Annotated in this window: 3 protein-coding genes; all 3 read right to left on the reverse strand. The window is 40.6% G+C overall.

What is annotated here, in order from left to right:
• On the reverse strand, window positions 1-586 hold a 586-nt coding region (locus tag B2X72_RS25445), incomplete at its 3' end, for an NAD(P)/FAD-dependent oxidoreductase (RefSeq protein ID WP_286852016.1).
• A gap of 2 nt (window positions 587-588) precedes the next feature.
• Complete coding sequence (locus tag B2X72_RS25450) at window positions 589-1,026, reverse strand: MarR family winged helix-turn-helix transcriptional regulator (protein ID WP_075993977.1); 438 nt, start codon at window positions 1,024-1,026, stop codon at window positions 589-591.
• A 114-nt stretch (window positions 1,027-1,140) separates the two neighbouring features.
• Window positions 1,141-2,709, reverse strand: a 1,569-nt coding sequence (secF, locus tag B2X72_RS25455; protein ID WP_286852019.1) for a protein translocase subunit SecF, incomplete at its 5' end; no start/stop codon positions are given.

Genomic DNA, 2,709 nt, shown 5'->3' on the forward strand with positions numbered 1-2,709 from the left:
CCTTTTCAGCCGAGTCCGGAGCGCCTCTGAAGGAGTCACTTCGGTGGATTAAAGTGACCTGTTGCGCAATATCTGCGAGATGGAAGGTCCAATCGAGCGCGGAATCACCGCCACCGGCAATGACGATTTTTTTATCCCGGTACTTGGTGGGGTCTTTTACCATATAATCTACGCCTTTTCCTTCAAAGAGGTGAAGATTTGGAATTTCGGGCTTGCGTGGTTCAAAGCAACCTAAGCCCCCAGCGATGACAATGACCTGTGTATGAACCACCGTATGATCATTGGTTTCTATAATAAAAGAACCGTCGTCCTGTTTTGTTATATGTTCCACGCGCTCGCCTAAGGTGAATGTGGGGTCAAAGGGTTTAATCTGTTCAAGCTGTTTATCGATCAACTCCTGCGCAGTGATACTTGGATAACCAGGAATGTCGTAGATAGGCTTATGGGGGTAAATCTCCGAAAGTTGACCGCCCACTTGGGGTAACACATCAATCAAATGGCAGCGCATTTTTAAAAGCCCAGCTTCAAAAACTGCGAATAGGCCAACAGGTCCTGCTCCGATGATACAGATATCCGTATTTATCATAGCTATTCTATATTTAAATTGTTATATATTGTATTCAAAATTCTTGTGAAAGCTTCGAAATCTTCGTCCGCTAGATTTTCCCAGGCCTTCATACGAATCTCCGTAACAATTGGCGTAAGCGATGCTACTTTCAATTTTCCTTCTTCTGTCAAATGGAGGTATAGACTCCGACGGTCTGTTTCGTCAGTGATCCGCTCAGCCAGATTCTTTTTAAGAAGGATATCTACGATCCGTGTCAGTGTGGGCTGGTCTTTTCCGCAGCGCTTGGCCAGTTCTTTTTGTGAAAGTTGATCTGTTTCGTATAAAGCCTTTAAAACGGTCCATTGGTCTACAGTAATATCAAATCCTTTCTCGGCAAAAGAAGATTGGGCGAACTGTTTTACTTTCTTGGCTGTTTGGTCCAAGATGAAGGAGTAGCGGTCAAATTTTTCGTTTAGCATACAAATATTTAGTACAACAAATATATTTAAAATATTTAGTGTGACAAGTAATTTGAATGCAATAAAAAAGGGCGTTCATTCGAACGCCCTTTTTTATTTTATCGATATCAGCTATTAAGGTCTTACGACTTCAGCTTTTTTAGCAGTATTACCTTCTGCCAAATGCTTTCCTTTACGTAAGTCATATACTGAAGGTGCAGCTAAGATAATAGATGAATATGTACCTACGATAACACCGATTAAGATCGCGAATGAGAATCCACGGATAACTTCACCACCAAAGATAAACAATACAGCAAGAACAAACACGATTGTCAATGAGGTAATAATTGTTCTACTTAATGTCGAGTTGATCGCATGGTTTACGACATCGCCAAGATCTTCATTATGTGCATTTGGTTTCGATACGAATTCACGTAAACGGTCAAATACAACCACTGTATCATTCACCGAGTAAGCAATTACGGTTAATATTGCTGCTACAAAGTGTTGGTCAATATCAAGTGAGAATGGTACGATACCATCCAAGATAGAGAATAATCCCAATAAAATGATCGCATCGTGAATTGTTGCAATAGCTGCTCCAACTGAATATTCCCATTTATGGAAACGGATCAAGATGTAAGCTGCAACAATGATGATAGAGAAAATTGCTGAGCTGGTTGCTCTAGATTTGATATCGGTAGCGATACTTGGTCCAACTTTTTGAGACGAAAGAATCTCATGTTTATTAGAAGCATCTACTTTCGATAGACCTTGGTTTAATTTGTCCAATACTTCTTTATCAGCAGTGTCCGAAGTTTCTTCAATATGGTAAGTTGTTGTAATACGCAATTGATTGGCTGCACCGAATACTTTTACCTCTGTTGTTTTCTTGAAGATATCGTCCAAGTTTGTACGTACAGCTTCTAAGTCCACAGGTTTATCATAGCGAACAGTATAAGTACGTCCACCTTGGAAATCCACGCCTAAACTGAATCCTTTTGTGAAAATTGATGCAGCAGAAATTAACACAGCAACGATTGAAATCGCGTAAAAGATTTTACGTTTCTGCACGAATTTGAAGTTTGCGTTATGCAAAGTGTTTGCAGACCAAGGGAAAGAGACTTTGATTTTGAAATCTTTCGCTAACATCCATTCAAAGATAACACGTGTAACTAAGATCGCAGTAAACAATGAAGTAATAATACCCACCATTAACGTTGTTGCGAAACCTAAGATCGGACCACTACCAAATAAAAATAGGATAATACCAATTAAGAAGGTTGTGATCTGCGAATCCAGGATGGAAGGTAAAGCATGTTTGTAACCATCGGCAACAGCCTGACGGATCGATTTTCCTAAGCCCAGTTCTTCACGGATACGTTCATAAATCAAAACGTTTGCATCGACAGCAGTACCCATTGTCAATACGATACCGGCAATACCAGGTAGGGTCAGTACAGCATTTAAGGATGCCAATACCCCCATAATGATAAATACGTTTAACAATACCGCGATGTTTGCTACGATACCCGCCGTATTGTAGTAAGCGATCATAAAGATCATTACCACGATAATACCGATAACAGCAGAATTTACACCGGCATCGATGGCAGCCTGACCCAAAGTAGGACCCACAACAGCTTCTTCAACGATTTTAGCCGTTGTAGGAAGACGACCTGCCTTCAATACGTTCGCCAA

This window comes from Sphingobacterium sp. UBA7253 (assembly GCF_002472745.1).
Lineage (GTDB): Bacteria > Bacteroidota > Bacteroidia > Sphingobacteriales > Sphingobacteriaceae > Sphingobacterium > Sphingobacterium siyangense.